This window comes from Kosakonia sp. S42 (assembly GCF_016624785.1).
In the GTDB taxonomy this organism is placed as follows: Bacteria; Pseudomonadota; Gammaproteobacteria; order Enterobacterales; family Enterobacteriaceae; genus Kosakonia; species Kosakonia cowanii.
This window is the reverse complement of record NZ_JACVTW010000064.1, coordinates 1-5,904: the sequence shown is the minus strand read 5'-3', so window position 1 is coordinate 5,904 and position 5,904 is coordinate 1. Positions and strand designations below refer to the sequence as shown.

The following is a 5,904-nucleotide window of genomic DNA, read 5'->3' as shown; positions in this document are numbered from 1 at the left end:
CGTCAGCTGTTTACCGTACCGTTATAACCTGTTACCCATGTGCCCGGTTTAAAGTGTTACCTATGTGCCCGGTTCATACAATTAACGCCCCTTATCAATCGTACAGTTCCACTGTTGGTTCACGCTGCTCTGGCTGGTCGCTATCTGTAGCGACAGGCTGGCATCCAGGGTATAAGTGACACTGTATTCAAGCACCACGTCATCCAGATCGCGAGCGACACGTTCAATGCGAAACAGAGGGCGACCGGGTTCAATATTTAATAATCCCGCCGTGCGGGTATCGCAGCAAACCGGCGTATAGCGTTCCGTGGCGTTAGCTGGCGAGTAGCCGAACGTTTCCCTCAGTTGCTTATACAGCGACCGACTACCGTCAACGTGGCTCAAATCATTGTAAATACGGCCATTTAACCAGGTAAGAACGTGACCGACCGGTCGTTCCCCCTGCACTAATAACCGCTCCAGACGCATCAGCTGGCTACCTAAATCCAGCCCCATCAGCTCCGCCACCTGGCGGTCGGCCATCGTCGAAATTAGCGACAGCACTTCCACCTCAACCGTGACGGCTCCATCAAAGGTTGTCAGTACGTCAGGGAGGTCGGTGTAGTACTTTTGCAACGCATTGCGGTTGATAAACGTCCCTTTCCCCTGCTCCCGATACACCATGCCAATGCTGGCCAGCGAATCAATCGCCTGCTTAATAGTACCGCGTGCAACCTTAAACTCCCCGGCTAGCAACAGCTCACCGGGAAGTTTATCGTCATAGGTAAAAGAGAGGATCCGCTGCAGGATAACGTCTTTTATCCTTAAATAGAGAGGGAGTCCATCCGACTCAAACATACTGTGCTCCATCAGAGGTAGTGTATCTGGCTCCTGTATGCGCTCAGTATATCCTGATTTATCTCCTGATTGCCGTCTATGTTTGCGCTGGCGAGAATAGGCGGCGTGCGCTCATTTTCCAGCATGATTTCGCAAATAAATAATACCAGACTGTTAGCAATGGCCGCGCCCATAATGGTGGAGAGCGGCGCGGCTTTTTGCGCCAAGCCTGGCAGGCTAACGGCTGCATCGCCATACTCGCAGTGGTTATCGATGGTGATGTCGGCAATATCGACCAACAGCTTGCCGCTGGAGTGGCGCGACGTCACCCGCGCCGCCGTCGCGAGACTGGTAATGGCGATAACCTTTGCCCCACAGACCTTCGCCGCCAGCGCGACATCAATCGTAATCGCGTTTCGCCCGGAGACAGAGTGAATCAGCAGCGTATCACCTGCGCGCAGCGGCGACTGCTCAACCAGCACCCGTCCCAGATTTTCCACATTTTCCACCGCGCTGGTGAGGGTTAATGGCCTGACGTTAAGCATCAACGCGGGGATAAAAAGCGGATTGATAATGGCCAGACCACCTGCCCGATAACTCATCTCCTCCGCCAGGATCCCGGCGTGACTGGCACCAAAAACGAAGATATTACGCTGCGCCAGAATGCTTTGGGCCATGATTTCCGCTGCCTGGGTTAACGCCTCGGGGCGCTGCTCAAGAAAAGCCAGCTTTTGGCGGATCTGCCAGTAATATTGTTTCAGTGCCTGACTCATAGACTTCCTCCTGATATCAGAACGTCAGCAATCGGGTCAAAAGATGAATGAACGGTGCGAGCACGAACATGTCGCTGTCGCCGGCCCACAATGCGGTATCGGAAATCGTGTTGTTGATAAAACCCGTGACGCAGAAATACTGCCCCCATGCAACCACGGTCGAGGTGATAAATCCCGCCAGAAGCGCACCTTTATAGCCGCCGGTAATGTTGCCGAAAACGCCTGCCGTTCCGGCGTGGAAGAAAATCACAATCATGCTGGGAATAAACACATAGCCGGTGTAGCGGCCAATCAGGGTCAACCACAGCAGCGAACCAACAAACGCGCCGACAAAGCCCAGTACCACCGCGTTTGGCGCAAAGTTAAACAGAATAGGGCAGTCCAGCGCGGGTTTTGCGCCGGGGACCAGCCGCGAACCGATGCCGTTAAACGCCGGTACCATTTCGCCAATAAACATCCGCACGCCGAGAAGCACTACGGCAATGCCGCCGGTAAACATCAGCGATTGTTTCAGGGCGTAAATGTAGAAGCTCAGGTCGCCGGATTGAGCAAGAATTTCAGCGGCTTTTAGCGTGCCTTTTATTTGCAAAATAAAGGTGCCGATAAAGAACAGTAGCGCCATGGTCAACGCCGTTACTACGTTGGAATCACGTAGAAAACCGAGCTTTTTCGGGACTTTGATATCCTCGGAGCTGATTTTATTGCGGGCGAATATCTGCCCGAAAATTGCTCCCAACAAAGCGACTGAAGCCGAAGTATGCCCCAGCGCCACGTTGTCGTTGTCGGTAATTTTTCGCACCCACGGCTGGACTAGCGCGGGTTGCAAGGTCCAGTACAGACCCATAATGATCGTTAGCATCAGCGTCAGTTGCACCGCTGAGATGCCGGGTGCGGTATTCACCATCACCCCGGCAAAAATCATCGTGGTCCAGAACATCATGTGTCCGGTCAGATAGATGTATTTAAAATGCGTCAGCCGGGCCAGCAGCAGGTTGATGGCGAATCCCCCGGCAATAGCGAACGTCACGCTGCTTCCGTAACGTTCGCTAAAGCGCGTCTGACCGATAATATTAGTCAGGTTTATTGAGCTAAGGCCGAAGACTTCGGTCCAGATAGGCTGAAATGTCAGCAGCGCGGAAACGATAATCCCCGCTCCCGCACCGATAATCAGAAAGCCCAGAATGCCTTTCAGGGTGCCGGAAATAATGTCTGCTAAGGATTTCTTTTGCAGCACCAGGCCCAACAAGACAATCAGGCCAATTAAAATCGAGGCTTCACCAAATATATTGATGGTTATCCAGCGCAGCACGCCAAGAAATTCGCTCATGACGACTCTCCTGGAGACAGGATCTTCGCTTGCGCAAGCGCCGTCGTAATTTCTGCGTTATCGATATAGTTGTTCACCACCACCACTGGACAGGACAGATGTTTTAGATTGTCGACCAGTTCCGCATTGGTGATCACCACATCGGCGTTGACCGAAGCAGCGGATGAGACATCCATGTGTTCAACGGATGCCTGAATACCATGTTGCCTTAACACCGCTTCAACGTTCATTTTTAAAATCAGGCTGGAGCCCATACCTAAACCACAGACTGTCATAATTTTCATCGCTATTCACTCCGTGTTAATCAATCTAAACGCTGAAAGCGGCCTACGATGTTCTGGCTAACAGCCGATAAAGTTGTTCAGGATCGTGAGAATGCATCAGGGTATGCAGGTTATTTTCATCGCTCAGTACGGTCACGATATGTTGGATAAGATGGATATGCGCATCACTGCTGGTTGCCGAAAGCCCCAGCACCACCTGCACTGGGTCGTTTTCCACGAGACCAAACGCCAGAGGCCCCCGCAACCTGACAGCGCTGATTTGCGCCTTAATTGCCCCCTGTTCGGGGCGGGCATGCGCCAGCGCCAGCCCCGGCGCGATGACAAAATAAGGTCCAAGTTCATGGTAGCTATCGACCATTGCCTGAACGTACTGCGGGCTACAGGCTCCCGCGCGGCAGAGCGCGTTCCCCGCTTCGCGGATTGCCTCCTCCGGGCTGCGGGCCGGGTAATCAACGTTTATCGATTGACTTTCGATCATCGGTGGCTCCTTGCATCAAGTGGTGACGGATTGAGGCCAGCGTTGTCTCTAGCGCCTGCTGAACGAAGGAGTTGCCTTTCTCTTCGCTAGCTTTGGTGGGGTCTCCCATCACGGCGTAATCAGAAAATTCGGTCCAGCGTATTGGTTGATAACGGAAATTCTGCGGAAACACCGGATAGTGCGCACGGGCGTTCGCCATGGTGACGAACTCCGGAGCCAGCGCCAGCATCAGCGAGGTTTCTACCTCGTCGGCATGCATATAGCCGGGATAAGCCACCGCCGAGTTTTGCCGTTTTTGCACCTCCTGCTCCATACCCGCCCAACTGTAGCTGAGCAGCGTAATGCTTTTCTCCTTAAGCTGGCGGGAAGCCGTTTTAATGGCGTCAAAATTACCGTAATGCGCATTGATCACTGCCGTGGTAGTAATGCCGTAGCTGGCCATATTCTCCGCCAGCGACACCAGCATCGACGTCAGTCGTTCATTGCCGATATCGATGGCGCCCGCGTGCCCACGCAGCGACCACACCTGGCTGTAAGAAATAACGGGCAGGCTCAGCGCGCATTCACCCAATTGCTCATCAAGCCGCGCGCAAAAGCGCTCGGCCAGCAGGTTGTCGGTATCCAGCGGCAGATGATCACCGTGTGGCTCGACCGCACCAAGCGGTAGCAATGCAATCTGCGCCTTTTGTAGCGCTCGCCCGGCCTCATGTTCATTTAAATGGTGAAGTTTCATCACGATTCCTTAACCAAAGGCGAAGTGACGCGCCGGATTTTCGACAAAGAAATCATGCAGTAATGCTTCGCCGTCAAACCCGGCCTCCCGCGCCTCTTCAATGAATCTTGGTCGCCAGTCGCTAAGGATGAACTTCAGCCCCAGCCCCCCTTTGCCGTAATGCGCGCTCATCGATTTACGTGCAAAATCTCCGCCGATTAAGATTTGTTTTTGGTAACCCCGCTGGCATAACGCCAGAATGGCCTGAGTGCGGATGTGTTCAGGGTGATATTTGATGCGGCTGATACCGTCAAAAGAGAGAAACGCCCCGGTGTTGGCGATCTGACGGTGCAACCATGGATCGGGATTGCGATCCATATGGGCAAAGCATAAGTGGGACAAATCAAGCCCCAATTTTTTAAAGATCTGTGCCTGTTCTAATCCCATCGTCCCCATCTCGGTATGGCTGTGCATCGGAGCTCCCGTACACTGGTGAGCGCGAACGATAACCTCCATGGTTTTTTGTTCCAGAGGAGAAATAGTGTTGTAACCAGTACCACACTTCACAACTCCAGCCCGATGCGAAGTGCCTTCTATTCCCTCGTTTACTTCACGGCAAACGTGTTCAACCAGCTCATCAATCTCTGAATTTTCAATCCATTCGGCAAAAGTTTGCGTCAGGCCCGGACGCTGACTGCTCCACAGAAAACCTTTGTTAAAACCAGCGGTGGCGATTATGTGCAACTGCTGACGCTGGGCCATCTTGGCGACGGCTGACGCATAGCGACCATAATCTGGGGCGGTGGCGTCGTAGATGGCAGCGCCTCCCGCTCGACGAAAATCGCATAATTCACGCTCCGAGGCCTGCGGGTCGTCCAGTAAAAAATCGTCATTCTGACGCTCCGCCCAATATGGTGGAATACAGTAGACATGGTCGTGGCTGTAGGTTACGCCCAGCTGATTAGCAGCAATATCGCCGTTTAAGGTACGAATAATCCCCATGTTTCTTGCTCCCGAAACAGGTAATAAAGTGCTTTAAACATAAGCAACGCCACTTGACCAGTCAAATGATCAAGTTAACATCAACCATATAAAATTATTATTTGTGAGATTGGTCAAAATCCACAAATTAAGGGCTCCGTTTCCCAAACTGACCCTCCTGAACGGTGCTTTGACCGCCTGAAAGAATACCCGCAACAGGCTATGACAAAACGGCGAGGAATTATCTGTCAATGGTGAAATTGGCTGCATCCGACTATTTTAATTAAGAGACACAGCCTAGCAGCCAGTTCCCCAAAACATGAGTTCCGGCATTGCTCCAGCACCATTGAGCCCAAGCGTATGCATTAAAGGGCAGATCATTATTTCGTGCTCCCAATCCGGCATTGAGCCGATGAAACTAAAAATACACTGCATGAGATCACCGAAAACCACTGTAAGCAATATTTTGCCAATGTATTAACGGTAATGCCTCTAATTGGTTGAATATGATGTATAATGCCCGGTTTCAGGGT

At 52.2% G+C, this 5,904-nt stretch carries 7 protein-coding genes; all 7 read right to left on the bottom strand.

The features are described 5' to 3' along the window. Window positions 1-81: 81 nt before the first annotated feature. The 7 genes from IAE50_RS25350 to IAE50_RS25320 are packed head-to-tail and all read right to left on the bottom strand — an operon-like array spanning window position 82 to window position 5,392. Entirely contained in the window at window positions 82-837 is a 756-nt protein-coding gene (locus tag IAE50_RS25350; protein ID WP_200581658.1) for a GntR family transcriptional regulator, read from the bottom strand. Window positions 838-848: 11 nt separating this feature from the next. After that, window positions 849-1,589, bottom strand: coding sequence for a sugar isomerase domain-containing protein (locus IAE50_RS25345; protein ID WP_200581657.1), 741 nt, complete (start codon window positions 1,587-1,589; stop codon window positions 849-851). Window positions 1,590-1,605: 16 nt separating this feature from the next. Then, on the bottom strand, window positions 1,606-2,916 hold the full coding sequence (locus IAE50_RS25340; RefSeq protein ID WP_200581656.1) for a PTS ascorbate transporter subunit IIC: 1,311 nt from the start codon (window positions 2,914-2,916) through the stop codon (window positions 1,606-1,608). After that, complete coding sequence (locus IAE50_RS25335) at window positions 2,913-3,200, bottom strand: PTS sugar transporter subunit IIB (RefSeq protein WP_200581655.1); 288 nt, start codon at window positions 3,198-3,200, stop codon at window positions 2,913-2,915. Before IAE50_RS25335 ends, IAE50_RS25340 begins: the two co-directional genes overlap by 4 nt. 43 nt (window positions 3,201-3,243) lie before the next feature. Further along, window positions 3,244-3,678, bottom strand: a complete 435-nt coding sequence (locus IAE50_RS25330) for a PTS sugar transporter subunit IIA (protein WP_200581654.1) — start codon at window positions 3,676-3,678, stop codon at window positions 3,244-3,246. Then, window positions 3,650-4,411 (bottom strand): creatininase family protein, encoded by a 762-nt coding sequence (locus IAE50_RS25325; RefSeq protein WP_200581653.1) that lies wholly within the window; start codon window positions 4,409-4,411, stop codon window positions 3,650-3,652. The genes IAE50_RS25330 and IAE50_RS25325 overlap by 29 nt, the downstream gene beginning before the upstream one ends. Window positions 4,412-4,420: 9 nt before the next feature. Then, window positions 4,421-5,392, bottom strand: coding sequence for a phosphotriesterase (locus IAE50_RS25320; protein ID WP_200581652.1), 972 nt, complete (start codon window positions 5,390-5,392; stop codon window positions 4,421-4,423). Window positions 5,393-5,904: the final 512 nt, after the last annotated feature.